Annotated in this window: 15 protein-coding genes and 3 pseudogenes; 10 read left to right on the top strand and 8 right to left on the bottom strand. The window is 57.3% G+C overall.

Annotated features, from left to right (window positions below; genetic code table 11):
- Positions 1 to 59 precede the first annotated feature (59 nt).
- On the bottom strand, positions 60 to 650 hold the full coding sequence (locus NDO75_RS24925; protein ID WP_310909315.1) for an AsnC family transcriptional regulator: 591 nt from the start codon (positions 648 to 650) through the stop codon (positions 60 to 62).
- A 132-nt stretch (positions 651 to 782) separates the two neighbouring features.
- On the opposite strand from NDO75_RS24925, the gene NDO75_RS24920 reads away from it, so the two are divergent.
- The 4 genes from NDO75_RS24920 (at position 783) to NDO75_RS24905 (ending at position 5,199) form a co-directional block, all read left to right on the top strand.
- Positions 783 to 980 (top strand): heavy metal-associated domain-containing protein, encoded by a 198-nt coding sequence (locus NDO75_RS24920; RefSeq protein WP_058365418.1) that lies wholly within the window; start codon positions 783 to 785, stop codon positions 978 to 980.
- 531 nt (positions 981 to 1,511) lie between these two features.
- Positions 1,512 to 3,476 carry a copper-translocating P-type ATPase gene (locus NDO75_RS24915; RefSeq protein ID WP_310909357.1) on the top strand — a complete coding sequence of 655 codons (1,965 nt, stop codon included), beginning with the start codon at positions 1,512 to 1,514 and terminating at the stop codon, positions 3,474 to 3,476.
- Positions 3,477 to 3,481: 5 nt separating this feature from the next.
- Entirely contained in the window at positions 3,482 to 4,102 is a 621-nt protein-coding gene (locus tag NDO75_RS24910; RefSeq protein WP_310909314.1) for an isoprenylcysteine carboxylmethyltransferase family protein, read from the top strand.
- The gene (locus NDO75_RS24905) at positions 4,099 to 5,199 is read left to right on the top strand and encodes a succinylglutamate desuccinylase/aspartoacylase family protein (RefSeq protein WP_115819510.1); all 1,101 of its coding nucleotides are present in this window, start codon (positions 4,099 to 4,101) and stop codon (positions 5,197 to 5,199) included. Before NDO75_RS24910 ends, NDO75_RS24905 begins: the two co-directional genes overlap by 4 nt.
- Positions 5,200 to 5,458: 259 nt before the next feature.
- Here NDO75_RS24905 and NDO75_RS24900 read toward each other — a convergent pair whose 3' ends face one another.
- The 4 genes from NDO75_RS24900 to NDO75_RS24885 all read right to left on the bottom strand — a co-directional run bounded on the left by NDO75_RS24900 (position 5,459) and on the right by NDO75_RS24885 (position 9,107).
- Positions 5,459 to 6,094 (bottom strand): adenylate kinase, encoded by a 636-nt coding sequence (locus NDO75_RS24900; RefSeq protein ID WP_115819509.1) that lies wholly within the window; start codon positions 6,092 to 6,094, stop codon positions 5,459 to 5,461.
- Positions 6,095 to 6,153: 59 nt separating this feature from the next.
- Positions 6,154 to 6,654: a CBS domain-containing protein gene (locus NDO75_RS24895; protein ID WP_115819508.1), complete on the bottom strand. Its 501-nt coding sequence runs from the start codon at positions 6,652 to 6,654 to the stop codon at positions 6,154 to 6,156.
- 179 nt (positions 6,655 to 6,833) lie between these two features.
- Entirely contained in the window at positions 6,834 to 7,562 is a 729-nt protein-coding gene (locus tag NDO75_RS24890; RefSeq protein WP_115819507.1) for an SDR family oxidoreductase, read from the bottom strand.
- Between the two features lie 72 nt (positions 7,563 to 7,634).
- Complete coding sequence (locus tag NDO75_RS24885; RefSeq protein WP_310909313.1) at positions 7,635 to 9,107, bottom strand: AarF/ABC1/UbiB kinase family protein; 1,473 nt, start codon at positions 9,105 to 9,107, stop codon at positions 7,635 to 7,637.
- A 210-nt stretch (positions 9,108 to 9,317) separates the two neighbouring features.
- Between NDO75_RS24885 and NDO75_RS24880 the strand changes: the two are divergent.
- The 4 genes and pseudogenes from NDO75_RS24880 to NDO75_RS24865 form a co-directional block, all read left to right on the top strand.
- Positions 9,318 to 10,046: pseudogene (locus tag NDO75_RS24880) on the top strand (ISH3 family transposase); the annotation flags it as partial.
- 49 nt (positions 10,047 to 10,095) lie between these two features.
- Positions 10,096 to 11,190, top strand: coding sequence for an IS630 family transposase (locus NDO75_RS24875; protein WP_115819505.1), 1,095 nt, complete (start codon positions 10,096 to 10,098; stop codon positions 11,188 to 11,190).
- 11 nt (positions 11,191 to 11,201) lie between these two features.
- Positions 11,202 to 11,630: pseudogene (locus NDO75_RS24870) on the top strand (ISH3 family transposase); the annotation flags it as partial.
- A 432-nt stretch (positions 11,631 to 12,062) separates the two neighbouring features.
- Positions 12,063 to 12,383: a YHS domain-containing protein gene (locus NDO75_RS24865; protein WP_115819503.1), complete on the top strand. Its 321-nt coding sequence runs from the start codon at positions 12,063 to 12,065 to the stop codon at positions 12,381 to 12,383.
- 4 nt (positions 12,384 to 12,387) lie between these two features.
- On the opposite strand, the gene NDO75_RS24860 is transcribed toward NDO75_RS24865, so the two are convergent.
- On the bottom strand, positions 12,388 to 13,320 hold the full coding sequence (locus NDO75_RS24860) for an alpha/beta hydrolase (protein ID WP_115819502.1): 933 nt from the start codon (positions 13,318 to 13,320) through the stop codon (positions 12,388 to 12,390).
- A 102-nt stretch (positions 13,321 to 13,422) separates the two neighbouring features.
- On the opposite strand from NDO75_RS24860, the pseudogene NDO75_RS24855 reads away from it, so the two are divergent.
- Together NDO75_RS24855 and NDO75_RS24850 are read left to right on the top strand one after the other, a co-directional pair.
- Positions 13,423 to 13,611, top strand: a pseudogene (locus NDO75_RS24855) (YHS domain-containing protein); the annotation flags it as partial.
- Between the two features lie 153 nt (positions 13,612 to 13,764).
- Positions 13,765 to 14,214, top strand: a complete 450-nt coding sequence (locus NDO75_RS24850; protein ID WP_115819501.1) for a universal stress protein — start codon at positions 13,765 to 13,767, stop codon at positions 14,212 to 14,214.
- Between the two features lie 14 nt (positions 14,215 to 14,228).
- Here the strand turns inward: NDO75_RS24850 and NDO75_RS24845 are convergent, their stop codons facing one another.
- Positions 14,229 to 14,624 (bottom strand): SHOCT domain-containing protein, encoded by a 396-nt coding sequence (locus tag NDO75_RS24845; RefSeq protein ID WP_115819500.1) that lies wholly within the window; start codon positions 14,622 to 14,624, stop codon positions 14,229 to 14,231.
- A 28-nt stretch (positions 14,625 to 14,652) separates the two neighbouring features.
- Positions 14,653 to 15,213, bottom strand: a complete 561-nt coding sequence (locus NDO75_RS24840; protein WP_115819499.1) for a DoxX family membrane protein — start codon at positions 15,211 to 15,213, stop codon at positions 14,653 to 14,655.
- Positions 15,214 to 15,265 lie beyond the last annotated feature (52 nt).

Here is a 15,265-nt window from a genome sequence, read left to right as displayed (position 1 = left end):
ATTTACTGTTTCGAGAGGGTGGTTATTGGACCCGCGAAAGTTTGAAATCTAAAAGGATACTACGCCCCTTCTTCGAGTCGCTGATAGCGGTCTTCGAAGCGTGCGAGACAAGATGGACAACAAAAGTGGTAAACCTCGCCGTCAATCCGTGTTGTCTCTCCTTCAGTATCGACGGTATTGTTACATTCAGCACAAGTAAGGGCAAACTCGGCACCATCAACGGATGGCGTCCATTCCATTGCGTCGATTAGCGTGACCGTATAATCTGCTATATTGATCTCATCGAAGAGTCCATTCATCCACTGACGAACGTTATGAGCTTCGACACGTGCGTAAAACCAGAGATCCCCCTCAGAGGTCATGAAGACGTGTTCGACACCATCTGACTCTCGGGCCTGCTTGCGGGCTGGTTCCAGCGACTCAGATCCAATCTCAGCCTGAATGAATACCGGAACACCAGCTCGCAGTTGTGCGCGATTCACGTCGATGGTGAAGCCGTTGATGATATTGGCCTCCTCTAACCGTTTCACGCGGTCTGATACGGCTGGCCCCGAGAGATCCACCTCCTCACCGATGCTGCTGAACGGGCGTCGCGCGTCCTCTGCTAGTAGCGAGAGGATCTCCATGTCTGTCTCGTCTAAATCACGCATATCTCCCCATTGAACCCCCGAACCACAATATTGTTTCCCAACTCCAAGCTTTGAATGCCATTTCACGTCCAAGATAGACTTTGGATTCGAAGCAGAAACTGACAAAGATTCCCCTCCCGTATGTACCAGTGTATGACGCAGACCATCACTGTCGAAGGAATGACCTGCGGTCACTGTGAACAGACAGTCGAAGACGCGCTTCGAGAGGTGAGTGGCGTGACCGACGCGACCGCCGACCGCGAGGCCGAACAGGCGAGCGTCGATGGCGATGCTGACATCAAAGCACTCGTCAAAGCCGTCGAAGACGCTGGCTACACCGCCTCCGCCTGAGAAACGACAAAACGCACGCCAACGAACGCCCCGCCGTTCTCGTTCGATTCTGGCCCTCTCGATTGCGCCGCGCAGTATCAGGGTTTGGACAGCATAATAAGGGACGGCACCAATACCCACGCCATGAGCAACAATCCAGACCACGAGACATCCGAAAATCCCTCTAAAGAGGGGCACCCCTCGCATCAATCCGAAGGACCCGTCTACTGTTGTCGAATTTGCCGATTGAAAGCAGAGTCGGAACCACGAGCATCAGCCCACGCGTCATCCGAGCCGGAGTCCAAACTCCCGAAGGACGACACTCACACTGCGGCAGACGCCACCACGGAGTCCGAATCCACGGACGAACACGCACATAACGACCACGAAGCCGAACACGCGCACCGCCACGCTGCGGCCGAGCACGCTCACTCTACAGAAGCAGAGCACGTACACGACGAGCACGACCATGGTGGTAACGCCCACGAGAAGGGACACGGGGGTGGAAACGGGGATCACAGCGATCACACGGATCACTCGGGCCACGAGGCGATGTTTCGGCGGCGGTTCTGGGTGTCGCTCGTCCTCTCGATTCCGGTCATCGTCTTCAGCGAATTCATTCAGGACGTCTTCGGCTATACGGCCCCTACGTTCCCCGGGAGTACGTGGATAACGCCGGTACTTGCGGTCGTGATCTTCGCGTACGGTGGCGTGCCCTTCCTCTCGATGGCCCGGACGGAACTGAAAAACCGCGAGCCGGGGATGATGATGCTCATCTCGCTGGCGATATCGGTGGCGTTCGTCTACTCGATCGCGAGTCTGTTTCTCGAAGGGACGACACCGTTTTTCTGGGAACTCGTCACGCTGATCGACATCATGCTGCTGGGCCACTGGGTGGAGATGCGGTCGGTCCGGGCGGCCTCGGGGGCGCTGGACGAACTCGCGAAGCTCATGCCCGATACCGCCGAGCGTATCACCGAGAGTGGAGATACCGAGGAAGTGCCCGTCTCCGAACTCGGCGAGGACGATGTCGTGCTCGTTCGCCCGGGCGCGAGCGTGCCTGCCGACGGCGAAGTCGTCGAGGGCGAGTCGTCCGTTGACGAGTCGATGATTACCGGCGAATCCAGACCAGTTGGGAAGGAGCCCGGATCAGAGGTGGTCGCCGGGACGGTCAACCAGGACGGGAGTCTCCGCGTCAAAATCACGAAGACCGGCGACGAGACGACGCTGGCGGGCATCATGCGACTGGTCGACGAGGCCCAGCAGTCCAAATCTCGAACCCAGTTGCTCGCCGACAAGGCAGCTGGCTGGCTGTTCTATATTGCACTCGGCGTCGCGGCGATTACTGCCGTCGCGTGGGTCGTCGCGGTCGGGTACAACATCACCGTCCTCGAGCGCGTCGTGACGGTCCTGGTCATCGCGTGTCCCCACGCACTTGGACTTGCCGTCCCGCTCGTGGTCGCGATCAACACTTCCACGGCTGCCCAAAACGGGATGCTCATCCGCGACCGCATCGCCATGGAGGAATCTCGAAATCTGGACACGGTGATGTTTGACAAGACCGGGACCCTCACGAAGGGCGAACAGGGCGTCGTCGGTGTTGAGACGGCAGGCGACTGGACTGAAGAGCGAGCATTCGAAGTCGCCGCTGGTGTCGAGGGTGACTCCGAGCATATGATCGCTCGCGCCATCCGAGACGCCGCCGAGGAACGGGATATCCAGCGAGCGAAGGTTTCGAACTTTGAGAATTTCCGCGGTCTCGGCGTCAGAGCCACTGTGGACGGCGAGACGGTTCATATCGGTGGACCGAACCTGATTGAGAAATTCGGTATCGAGCGGTCCAACGAAATCGCTGCCTTCGCGGAGGAAGCTGGCTCGAACGCAGAGACGGTTATCTACCTGGTTCACGACGAATCCGAAGTTGTCGCAGCATTCGCGCTGGCGGACGTTATTCGGGAAGAAAGCCGGCAGGCCCTCGAGGCGCTACACGCGATGGATATCGAGGTGGCGATGCTGACCGGTGACTCGGAGGACGTCGCACGGGCTGTCTCGGAGGAACTCGGCATCGACCAGTACTTCGCGGAGGTACTCCCCGACGAAAAGGACACGAAAGTCGAAGCGCTCCAGTCCGAGGGGAAACTGGTCGCGATGGTCGGCGACGGCGTCAACGACGCGCCGGCGCTCACGCGAGCAGATGTCGGTATTGCCATCGGTTCAGGGACCGACGTCGCCATCGAGTCGGGCGATATCATCCTCGTCGACAACAATCCCCTGGATGTCGTCCGTCTCATCAAGCTCTCGAAGGCGAGCTACCGGAAGATGCAGGAGAATCTGGTCTGGGCGACCGGCTACAACGTCTTCGCGCTCCCACTCGCTGCCGGAGTCCTCGCGCCTATCGGTATCCTGCTGTCGCCGGCGATCGGCGCGGTGTTCATGTCTCTCTCGACAATCATCGTCGCTATCAACGCCCGTCGTCTCCGCAGCGCCGATATTTCCGTGCCCGACATTGGTGCGTGATCCCTATGGCACTCCAGGCGACACAGACATTGTTCAGCGTCAGTCTCCTATCCGGGGGACTCCTACTGGGTGGCCTCCTTGCTACCATCGTCAGTCCAACATTCCAGTTCTGGCCGCACGGAACGCGGAACTGGACATTCTGGGTGAGCTGGAGTGCGTGGATGCTATACGGTGTTGGTCTGGTCGGCGTTGCACACCTCGACTGGTGGCACTGGTACGAACCACCGGTGGTGGTGCAACTCGTCTGTGTGCTTGTTTTCGTAGCAGGCACAGCGCTGTCCATCTGGGCGATGTGGACACTCGGATTCTGGGAGAGCAGTGGTCTCGAAGGCCACCTTCAAACTGAGGGACCGTATCGCTTCTCTCGCAATCCACAGTACGTGGGGTTCATCGCCATGCTCGCCAGCGGAGGCCTCCTCGCAGGTTCGATTCAAACGGTCATTCTCGCCATCGGTGGAATCGTGTGGTTCCTGCTCGCACCACTCGCCGAAGAGCCGTGGCTCCGCGAGCAGTACGGCGACGCCTACGAGGAATATCTCAGATCGGTGCCGCGGTTCCTCGGCCGAACGCACCGCGAACCACCGCAGCAGGAACAGACCGACCGAACGAAGGGAGGGAACCAATGACCAGTGATTCACCACACCAGATCGAAGTCGGGGGTAGGACGATTCCATCCGGTGAGAAGTCTCAGTTCCGGTATGCCGTCGCGACAACGTTTCACGACGACGCGATTGAACTGCCAGTCACTGTCGTCAATGGTGACCAAGCTGGACCGACAGTCTGCTTGACAGCCGCAGTTCACGGCGACGAACTCAACGGGGTCAAGATCATCCAAGAGGTCGCAGCCGAGTACGAACCGAGTGATCTTCACGGGACGCTTGTCTGCCTCCACGTACTGAATGTCCCAGGATTTCTGGCCCAGCAACGGTACATCCCGATCTATGACGAAGATCTCAACCGCTCGTTCCCTGGCAGTGCTCGAAGTACGCTAGCAAAACGGCTCGCAAACACGATTTACGAGGAGTTCATCTCGAAGTGTGACATCGGGCTTGACTTCCACACGTCGACGCGCAACCGCACGACGATGTACCACGTCCGCGCAGATATGCGCGACCCGGCTGTGGAACGACTCGCCCGCGCGTTCGGCACGAGCGTCATCCTCGACGGCGAGGGTTCACGAGGGACACTCCGACGCGTGGCCTGTCAGGACGGTATCCCCACGGTCACGGTTGAGATGGGGCGCGCCCATCGATTCCAGACCGCGCACCTCGACCGAGCGCTCCACTGTGTCGCGAGCGTCCTCGCCGAACACGAGGTCCTTCCCAACCAACCGGTGTCCTGGCCCGGGTGGACGCGCGTGGTCGCCCGCGACGGCGAGAAAACGTGGCTCCGTGCCGAAACTGGAGGGCTCGTCGAGATGGAGTGGGGCCCGCACCCTCTCGTTGAGGAAGACGATCCGCTGTTCACGATTTCCGACCACTTCAAGAACGACATCGAGACGATTCGCGCTCCATCGACCGGCATCGTTGTCGGTGTCCTCGAAAATGCAGTGGCGTACCCGGGCCACCCGCTGTGTCACTTCGTGAGCGTCGACGAGGGAACCGCCGACATCATTCGCGACGACATTGAGCGGGGTGAGTTCGATGTCTACCGTGAGGGTGGTTTCCAGCGGCCGGAATATGGTGAGAGCGGTGAGTATGAAGGACGAGATCCGCTCTCTTGACGGGGCAGCGTCTGCTGACAGGCTCTTCATCGGTTCGGAGAGCCCCCCATAATTGCCTACTGGATCGTTCTTCGGCCAATAACCGTTCCAAGTTCTAATTCGTACGGTATGATGGTCGGCTTTTATCGAACATCGCCGAGATCACCTCAGCAAGATCGCGCCCTCTCAACTACAGACTCGCCGGGTACGAGTGTGTAAACTGTACAGATCTACTAGGTGATGCCCGGTATAGTAACGCTCACCCCAACTTTTTCGCGATCTATTGCGCGTTTTCAATCACTTTCCTTACGTCAACCCAGACTTCATCAGGAGACTGTTTTCCGTCGACACGTTCCAGTTGACCTCGTTCTTCGTAGTATTCAATAACTGGTTCAGTAGTCTCACGAAATACACGTAGACGTTCACGGACTGTCTCCTCGGTATCGTCATCCCGATGCTCAAGTCGTTTTTCAACTTCAGGATCTTCAGGTGGACTGTATTTTATATGATAAGTGTCCCCTGTTTTTGGGTCTATACGGCGACCCGTGAGTCGTTGAACAAGTTCCTCCTCGTCTACGTCAAGATATAGAATAACGTCAACATCGGTCATATTATTGAGTTCCTCAGCCTGTTCTACGTTGCGGGGATACCCATCCAGAACAAAGCCATTGACTTGCGATAGAGCCTCTTTAACGAGCAGAGTGACAACCTCGTCCGGAACAAGCTCACCTTGATCCATATATGTGCGCGGGACATCATACTCTGATTCAAATTCTGAAATATCCCTGTCCTTATTTGCCCGAAGGAGCTCCCCGGTAGTGATATGCTTTACATTAAACTCCTCAGAGGCCTTTCTACTCTGCGTCCCCTTTCCTGCGCCTGGTCCACCGAGGATTAGAATCCGTGGTTCGGCCATGTCTCTCTTTTGATGTCAGTCACGAAAAAGACACGTATCGAGAGTCTCAGATGCGGAGGTTACTTTCTCTGGGACTCTGACCGGATGATCCCGGAGAGATTGTCCATCTGTGCGGAGACATGGGCAGCTTCTCCCGCGAGGTGAGTGATGAGATCGTCAAGGGTGACGATCCCCACAACTGAGCCATCTTCGACAACGGGAACATGGCGGGCAGCCGCCTCGTTCATTTGTCGCAGTACCCTCGGTACCTCCGCCTCAGGCGTTACGGTGAGGGGGTCGGAGGTCATCACATCTCCGGCGGTTATGTTGGATTCGCTCTGATCCGTTGCGAGAACGTTGAACTCACTCTCTGGCGTGAGGAGCGCGCCAATTAAATCTCGATCTGTAATGATGCCCACGAGCTGGTCGTTTTCTTCCACAACGACGTAGCGGGCACATTTGGTTTGCTCGACCATCGTTTGGGCGACCTCTGCTACCGACGTATCCGGAGTAACGCGACCAACTGACTCGTCGGCGATACTCCCAACACGTAGTGTGAGATCGGATCGATTCTGTTCCATACTGGGGGATTGGTTAGAGAGACTAAATAATATGGCGGCAGTTCCTCACTTCATAGAAGCATCTCAGGGAGTTACGGTGCTTGCCTTCGGTAGATAGTAGCACGTTTTGCGCTGCTACTATCCGACTGGTCTCCCACGTAATGTTGGAACCAAGTGTGGTGAATGTGCGACCGTAGTTACTAGTGGGCAGTCCAGCCTCCGTCGACAGGAATGTTTGTGCCTGTGATGTACGTCGCCTCATCAGAGGCGAGAAACATCGCAATGCCGCCGATCTCCTCGGGTTCAGCCACTCGCTGCATGGGTGTCTCGTCTCGGACGAACTCGTAGAACTGTTCCTGGTTGAGGTAGTCGTCTGTCATCGGCGTTTCAACGAATCCAGGGCAGATACTATTGACACGTACCCCTTCTGTGGCGTAGTCAATGGCGAGCTCTCGTGTGAAATTCACGACACCACCTTTTGCTGCCGAATAGGCAGGTGACCCAGGACCACCAACGAGGCCATAAATCGACGCGACGTTAATGATACACCCCTCACTGTCTTTGAGATACGGGATCGCCGCCCGCGAGCCGTACATAACCCCCGTGAGATTAATTTGAATGACCGTATCCCACTCTTCGATCGACATTTCTTCGATGGACCCTACTTGGCCAATTCCAGCGTTGTTTACGATTGCGTCAAGCTGTCCGTATTCGTCAACCGTACTGTTGACGAGGGTCTCTACCTGGTCATACTCCGTGACATCACATTGATGGAATTCACAGTCGAGATCTTCGGCAGTCTCTCGGCCGGTTTCTTCCGTGCGACCTGCGATAACGACTTCGGCTCCGTAATCAATGTACTTCGAAGCAATTGCTTTGCCGATCCCAGTTGCACCACCAGTGATGATCGCAACTTTATCTTTGAGCATATCAGGTACTTCGCATAGACGCCATAAAATAGTTTGAGGCGTCGTGAAGGTACCCCATATTCGAGATACCAGTTATCGGCGCTGTTGCCTTGATGAATGAATGAATAAAATGGTGAAGCCGAGTGCGACGACGATCCCAACAGTAGCAGAGATCTGACTTACGGATAATGCGAGACCACTCGCTACAAATGTTCCTCCTGCGAGGATGGCGTACCCGATCGAACGAGTCTGCCGTCGTTGGCTCTGTGCGATCTCCTGAGGTATCACTGTGCGTTCCTGTTCTCGTGCGTCCAGTTCACGATCCAATTTCGTGGGTAGCCGGAGAAGGGCCCAGAGGGAGGTTTCGATGTCGGACTGAGCTTCGGCGAGTTTTATCCGGGCTGCTCGCTGGAGGAAGCCGTGATCACGGAGGAACGCCTGCGCAGCTGCGAGGATATTGAACTCAGGATCGAGCTGTCTGAGAACACCTTCACCGATCGATCCCACCCGAATGACTAACATCACGTCTGGCGGGATACGAAACGGAAACTCTCGGAGCATTCCGACGACCACGTCGATTATCTGCTGCCAGTTCACATCACCACCTCCTTCGAGGTCATCGATAACTAACTCGAGAACGTGGCCGACGGCGGCCCTGTCGGCGTCGGGATCGAGTGCACCAAGGGCGACAAGTTCGTCGATGATGGATCCGACATCCCGATTGACAGCGGCCAGATAGAGGTTGATCACGCTCGCTTGCATCGCTGGCGTGAACCGACCGCTCATCCCGAAGTCATAGAAGACGATGCGGCCATCATCGTCGACAGCGAGATTTCCAGGATGGGGATCGCCGTGGTACACACCGTGATCGAGTCCCATCGTGAAGTAGGCATTCGCCACTCGTCGAGCGACGTTCTCCGGATCGTAGCCCTTCGCTTCGAGTTCCTCGAGGTCAGTAACCTTCGTTCCCTCGGCGTACTCCATGGTGAGGACACGTTCGGAGCAGACGTCACGAAACACGCGTGGGATCGTAACGGTCTCATTCTCGTCGGCAGCGAAATTTTCCCGAATCTCCTCCATCATCTGGGCCTCTCGCTCGAAGTCCAGTTCCTCCAGAATGATGCGCTCAAAGTCGTCCGCCATGTTCTGGAGTGAGAAACTGAACCGATCAGGTGCGAGAAACAGTGCAAGGGGAACGAGGCGACGAATAATGCGCAGATCGGTCTCGATGAGGTCCTTGATTCCGGGGCGTCTTACTTTTACGACCACCTGTTCTCCCTGATAGGTCGCCCGATAGACCTGTGCTAGCGATCCGCCGGCGATGGGTTCGGGATCGAAGTCGTCGTACGAGTGATACCCGACGTCTTCGGCGAGAGCCGGAATCATCTCGCGATACGGACCCGCCGGGATCGCATCTTGGAGCACTGCGAACTCCTCCGCGTACACTTGCGGAACGAGATCTGGGCGCGTCGAGAGAACTTGGCCGATCTTTACGAACGTCGGCCCAAGGTTGAGCATCGCCTCCCGTAGACGGCGGGCACGCTGCTCGTGCTGGTCCCGTGGCACAGTGCGTGACCCACCGACGATCAGAAACCGATGCCGGTCACGGAGAAAGTGTAGGATGAACGGGGTGAACGTCCCGAGAATGCGAATTAGACGGAGAAGAAATCGAACCATGGGCGTTGTCATAGAGTTCTTCTGACGGCCCTTAATACGTGTCCGTCAGTCTCAGTCCCTCACAAAGCCGGTTAGTTAGAACGTCTGCTTGCTGATGGTGTGTTCAAGACCAAGCAAGCAGACAGTGAAATCCACGAAGACCAGCTCCTTAACTTTCTCGTCAACACGCTCAACGATGAAATCGTTCTTGACCTCGGCGCTAATGCTGAAATCGAAGTTGAGGACATCTACGAGGTCCTCGTCGGCGCGTGCGCCGACGGGACCTCGGTCTCTACACTGTGCAACTCCAGTGAAGAATCACCATCGGCGAACACGATCCTCTACCATCTGCGGACGAAGTTCGAGCCGGACCGGCTCGAACGAGTCGCTAACACGCTTCTCCAGCGAGATATCGTCGAACTCCTCCCCGAGCAGGTGGAGGTCTGCGCAGACCTCCACCTGCGACCCTACTACGGTGACGAAGACGAGACAGACGGCCTCTACCACTCCGAGGCCAAGCGCGGAACCACCGCGTTCCACGCCTACGCCACACTCTACGCGCGTGTGAAGAACAAACGACACACGCTGGCGGTGCGCCGTCTCGAAGACGGCGACACCGCCAGCAGCGTCCTCGCCGAGTTTCTTGGACTGCTCGACGGCCTTGACACCGAAGTCAAGGCCGTCTACCTCGATCGTGGATTCTACGACAGCAAGTGTCTCACGCTGTTGCAGGCGCACAACTACGCCTACGTGATGCCAATCATCAGATGGGGTGAGACGATTCAGCAGGAACTCTCAGAAGGCTGGAGTCGCGTCATCCAACACGACTTGACAGGGAAACTCGACGGTCCAATAATGAGCGCGAAAACCTTTGTTGGTCGCGTTGGATCAGAACGTAATGAGCGAAGGTCGTCGAAAGGAGATCACGTATCATCTTCCAGAGGAGAAGATCGACGAATTACTTCGTGAAGCCAAAGACGATCGTCGACAAGAGCGGTTGGGCTTTCTGAAGAACCTCTATTGCGGCGATTCGGTCGCGGAAGCTGCCGACCGCGAGGGACGGTCGGCAGCGACCGGCGGGCGCTGGGCTGATGCCTGGAACGAAGGTGGACTCGAAGCATTGATGCCGAGTTTCGGGGGCGGTCGGCCCCCGAAACTCGACGAAGACGAACAAGAACAGTTGGTCGAGATGCTTCGAGAAGGCCAGCCGTGGAAGTCACAAGAGATTCAGCATCTTCTCAAGGAAGAATTCGACGTTGAATTTCATCCGGATTATCTCGGGAAATTCCTCCGTGAGCTGGGCTTGTCCTATGCAAAACCCCGTCCGAAGCGTCCATATCGCCCGGAGAATCCTGAAGAGATTCTCGACGAACGCGTCGCCGACGCGCTCGACGAGGATGACAGTCCACACAACAAACGCGAAGGAGACGACGAAGAAGGATGGATTGTTGACGACGATATTTGTACAGATGGTGGAACTGTCCTCGGGTTTTTCGATGCTTCCCAACCGCAACCGTACGATAATTCACGTCGTGTCTGGTACGTAGACGACCCACACGTGGAACGGCCGTTAGTCAAGACAGAAGACTCGGCGGTTGGATTCTACGCATTGAACGGAGAGAGTACGGTTCGCTGGAAAGAAACCGAGGAGAAAGAGCGGATTTGCGAAGTGTTAGAAGCAGTGCGCGAGCAGAATCCCGGCAAGCGGATTCTGCTCGTCTTGGATAAGCACGGATCACACATCTGTGAATACACGCGCAAGCGCGCACATCAGCTTGGTATCGATCTCGTGTTCCTTCCCTCAGGATCACCCCATCTCAATCCGATCGAGCAGGTCTGGAAATACCTCAAGTGGACGATGGCACCGATTATCGTTGAGGACGAAGACGAGTTCCACGAACTCGTCAAGGACGTGTTTACTCAAGTGACACAACGAATCAGTTTTGCAAGAGACTGGTGCCAGAAGTTCCTCGATTTTCAAAAGTTTCCTTGATCATTACTGTGACCGTCGAGTTTCCTGTCTACATCGACTGTACGTACCTGAATGGACGGTATGACGAGAACGGTGTGGCGCGTCACGGCTACGCCGCTGACGCGCCGTTCATCGAGACACCACGCGACGCTCGATACCACTACAGCAAACGCTTCGGTATCGAGTCGAGCTATCGCTTGTCTGAGCAAGCGATAGCGACGACAACAACGCGAGACGCAACAGTGAGACTACTGTACGTCGTGGTGAGTCTCCTCTTGCAGAACGCGTGGCGGTATCTCCACTACGAATACGTGGCGACGCCCCGCCGAGGCGGGCGTCGCCTCTGGTGGTGGCCGTACAAGGAGTTCGTCAATATGGTTCGACGTGCCGCGTGGACGGCCCTCGCAGTGCGTCGGGCCGTCCCCGCCAACCGGCCACCGGACGACCGGTTCCACCGGTAGTCACTGACCGAGCAAGCGTCTTCGCAAGTGGCAACGCTGTCGCGTCGGCGGCAGACCGCCGCCGACAGCGACAGCTCCGTCCCCGATCAGCGCTGCTCGACAGGTATCGATGACTCATCACAACAGAATAGGTGGCTCAGGTCAGGCTAACTGGCGATGCTTTGTGAGGTACTGAGTCTCACTTCGAAATACCCAATCGGCTTGGAGACGGACATACGTACAGAATGCCCAGGGATCCCGTCTGTGGTATGCAACTCAGGGCTGACGAAGCGGTAGCTTCAGTCCGGCACGACGAGGTGACGTACTATCTCTGTAGCGAAGAATGTCGACAGCGCTTCGAGAAGCAACCTGCGGTATACACCGAATAGTGAGCCGACGCGTAGTAGCAATTGACCGACCGACGTTTATGAAAGGGCGAGGCGTACTGCCGGTATGTCAGTTGATCCTGTTTGTGGGATGGAACCGATCGAGTCTGACGAACTCACTGCCGAGTTCGAGGGGACGACGTACTACTTCTGTTCGATCGACTGCCGCGATTTCTTCGGGGAACACCCAAAGCGATTCGTCGACGAGCCACGACCCCACCTCTGTGATGCGAGTGGCGTAATGATACCGCGCTTGCACTACGGCCGCGCCGTCGGTGAGTTCGACCTGACGGTCGCCGGCCCGGAATCGCTGAGCGTCGGTCTCGAGGATGTTACCGACCTTCAGTTCGATCTCGAACGGGCACTTAAAGCTGCAGAATGGCAGTAATTCCTTAGCGAACGTCGGATACTTCGCCATCGTTTTCGTCGACCGATTCTCGAATCGTCGTTTCCAGATCCCGGTCCTCTCGAACCGTCTTGACAAGCGCTTCAAGCAGACTGTTATACGCATTCGGGCGCTCTATCATCGCGACGTGACCGGTACGCTGTAGCCTGCAGAATACGCTCTCGGGAATCCGCCTCGCGGTTCCGCGTGCCACCTCGATGGGAACGATGCCGTCGGCTGGTCCGTGGATGACGAGCGTTGGGGCGTCGACTCGCTCGATATCGGGGCGACCGTCGTACCCCCAGAAGGCCTCGGTGACAGTCGTCCACGCTGAGCGACGGTGGGGAAGTGGGTTTGATTGCAGGAAGTCTTCGACAACGGCCCGTGACGTCCCTTCATGGAAGCCGACGCTGTATGCTAACTGCCGTATGAGCGCGTCGTTCGCGGAGATTTTGTAGAGTTGGAGTGCGAGAAACAGTCGTAAGAGCGGTTTCTCCCACATGGGTGTTAGGTCGTGGTCACCCCCAGCATGTAAAACGAGCCCAGCCGTCGGGTTGCGCTTCGCGTACTCGATTGCGAGGGAGGTACCATAACTGTGGCCGTGGACGATAGGGCACTCGATGTCGAGTTCATCGAGGAGATTCGCGAGATCGGAAACATGTCCCGAAAGGGTCTGCTCTTGGCGTGTGGTCGATTGTCCGTTACCGGCGAGCGCGTACGTGACTAGTTTGTGACTCCCTTTAAAAGCGTCAAGCTGTGGGTACGGGTTCCAAAGTGACCCGAGACCACCGTGGACAAATACGATTGCTGGGTCTGGACCAGGAAGATGCAGTGTCTCCAGTGTGACTGATTCTGACACCTGAATGGGTGTCGATTCTGGGAGCAACTCTCGAACATCGTCGAACTTGACGTATCCCAGAGGGAAGTCAGATGAAGACATACTAAAACACTTTGCCGAGTGGGATATTCAGGGATTCGGCGCATAGAGCGCATACAGGATGGAAAGCATCCCCGCTGCCGCGACTAGTGCAGCCACGAGACAGGCCTCGGCGCGCCCGGTCCGTACCGCGACCCCGTCTGTGGCATGCGGACTGACGACAGCAAGCCATCGGCGACGCACGACGGCGAGACGTACTACTTCTGCTCGCAGACCTGCAAGGAGACCTTCGGGGAGAACTCGGACGAAAACGCCACCGGGCATCCGATGGTGATGGAGGGGCACGACCACTGACGGACAGCTCGTTGATGGTTCACAGTATCGAGTGAGTCCGTCCGTCGTGCTTGGACACATCCGCTGACGCGGCCATACTGAACCCGCTACCGTGACTCTTGAGCGGAGAGAATTGGAAGTCAATTTATGATACCGCCTTCGAATTCCGACTGAATGTACGACCGAATTCTCCTGTCGACCGATGGAACTGTCGCGTCTGAAGATGCTGAAACGCACGCGATCGAGCTCGCAGCCGCTCACAACGCGGTCCTTCACGTGCTCTACGTCGTTGACGAGGATGTCGTGACTGCCTACAGCGGGGACGAGTACGTCGACGAGGCCGAAGGTCCCGAACACGGGCTCGAAGAACACGGCGAGGAGACGCTTTCGGAACTCCGACGTCGAGCCGCAGAGACCGATGTCGATGTCGAGACGACGATGCAACATGGCCGCCCCGCTGAGACCATCGTGAATCACGCAGACGACTGTGACGCCGATCTCCTCGTGCTCGGTACCAAACGCCGGCCGGACGAATATCGGGCGTTACTCGGAAGTGTCACCAACCGTGTTCTCCGATTGACGACTCGTCCGGCAACCGTCGTGAAAACCGAAGTCATCGAGTAGGGAACGACCGGCCGCTACCGTCCATCATCTGGTCTGAGACGGGCGCGACGGCGGTCGAACTCCTCGTCGCCGATCTCGCCACGGGCGTACCGCTCTTGGAGGACGGCGAGTGCGCTATCCTCGGCGGGGCCGTTCGATTGCGACCGCGTCCCCAGCCAGTAGATGAAACCGAGGGGGACGGCGACGAGGAGTGCCATCCACAGGAGACCGAACAGCATCATCCCCCAGCCCCAGCTACCCCATCCGGCCATGTGGCCGTCGTTCCACATGCCGTCGTGCCAGCCCCACATCATTGCATCTGGGACAGTCGCGTGTGTTAGCGCCATTCCGGCGACGACGGCCAGAGCCAGCGCTCCGACGACGATGAGTCCCAGAGAACGAATTCCGCGTGCTTGAATTGGATTTTGCATTATTGTACTCCCAAAGGTCTCGGCGTGGTTAGCCGAGGATGTATTCGAGGGCGGGGTAGCGCTCGACGAGCGTCTCGCCGCCGACGTCGTAGTTCTCGATGTACTGGTCGAGGCCCAGGATGCGGCCCGCGGCGAACGCGGCGACCGCGAGGAACACGAGCATGTATGCGAAGTCCCCGTTGATGAACCCGTGACCCATGTCCCAGTTCCCGAAGTAGAACATGAGCATCATGAGCGCGCCGAAGAACGCCGCGAGGCGGACGAACGCACCAACGAGCAGCCCAAGACCGATTAACAACTCGCCCCACGGGACGGCGACGTTGGCGAACTCGACGAACCACGGCGTCGACCCCATCCACGCGAACAGGCCCGCAAGCGGGTTGCCGTTCGTCGCGGCAACGTTCGACAGGTAGCCGCCGGCCGCGAACTCGCCGGTGATCTTGGTGAACCCGGAGTACGCGAACGCGTAGCCCATCATGAGACGGAGCGCGAGCACGAACCACGCGCTGAGGCTGTGGACTTTCCCGCCGACGGTCAGGCCGCCGACTTTGCTCTCGAGCTGGTTCATGCCGGAGTCGAGTGGGGACATAATTATTGCACCTTCAACTATCAGTAGGCGGGTAGAGACGATATAATAGCGA

It is taken from the genome of Natrinema sp. 1APR25-10V2 (assembly GCF_031626495.1).
Lineage (GTDB): Archaea > Halobacteriota > Halobacteria > Halobacteriales > Natrialbaceae > Natrinema.
This window is presented reverse-complemented; position numbering and strand designations above follow the sequence as displayed.